Source organism: Streptomyces bambusae, from assembly GCF_019400985.1.
Lineage (GTDB): Bacteria > Actinomycetota > Actinomycetes > Streptomycetales > Streptomycetaceae > Streptomyces > Streptomyces bambusae_A.
Genome location: NZ_WTFF01000686.1, coordinates 1 through 957, shown reverse-complemented (window position 1 = coordinate 957; position 957 = coordinate 1). Strand labels below are relative to the sequence as shown.

Genomic DNA, 957 nt, shown 5'->3' with positions numbered 1-957 from the left:
ATAGTCTCATGATTTATTGCTAAGCGCATTCCAGGCTGCGACGAGAGAGGGGGTATCGTGTGTGTGTGTTCCTGCGGATGAGGGGGAGGCTTTATCGGAAGAGCCTGGTCGGTGGCCGGAGGGCGGGGAGGCGGGTGCGGCCAGGCGGCGGATCGCCGCCATCGGCACGTGCAGCCAGTCGGGCCGGTGCCGGGACTCGTAGCGCGCCTCGTAGACCGCCTTGTCCGTCTCGTAGGCGCGCAGCAGTACGGGGTCCTCGCGCGGGTCGCGCCCGGTGGTCGCCGCATAGCCCGAGCAGAAGGCCGCCCGGCAGGCGTCGGCCCAGGCCGGGGCGAACGGGCGGTGCGAGCGGGCCGCGTAGTCGAAGGAGCGCAGTATCCCCGCGACGTCCCGGACCGCCGGTTCGGGACGCCGCCGGTCGGCCAGCGGCCGGGCCGGCTCGCCCTCGAAGTCGATCAGCGCCCAGCTGCCGTCGGCGGTGCGCAGCGTCTGGCCCAGGTGCAGGTCGCCGTGGATGCGCTGGGCGGGCACGGTCAGCCCGCGGGTACCGGCCAGGGCGTCGAAGGCCTGGCGCAGCCCCGCCTCGTACGGCAGCAGTTGCGGCACCTCGCGGACGGTCGCGGCCAGCCGGGCGGTCATCCCGGCGGCCAGCCGGGCGGTCTGCTCCGGGCCCAGCGCCACGATCGGCAGGGCCGCGGCCAGCGCGCTGTGCACCTCGGCGGTGGCCCGGCCGAGCGCGTACGCCTCGGTGGTGAAGTCGGCCCCGGCGGCCAGGCGGCGCAGCGCCAGCTGCCAGCCGTCGTCGGAGCCGCGCAGGTAGGGCTCTGTCTCTTATAAACCACTGACGCCTCCGACGAGCCTACGCGTGTGAGTCTGCGTGCTGGCCAGTTAGCTAACGATCAACTACGAAACGATTACGGCGATATACTTGTTGCACGATCACTTATGACGGGGCTA

1 pseudogene is annotated in these 957 nt (G+C 71.6%); it reads right to left on the bottom strand.

The window, feature by feature from the left end:
- Positions 1-6 precede the first annotated feature (6 nt).
- Positions 7-825 (bottom strand): annotated as a pseudogene (locus GPJ59_RS36550) (phosphotransferase); the annotation flags it as partial.
- Positions 826-957: the final 132 nt, after the last annotated feature.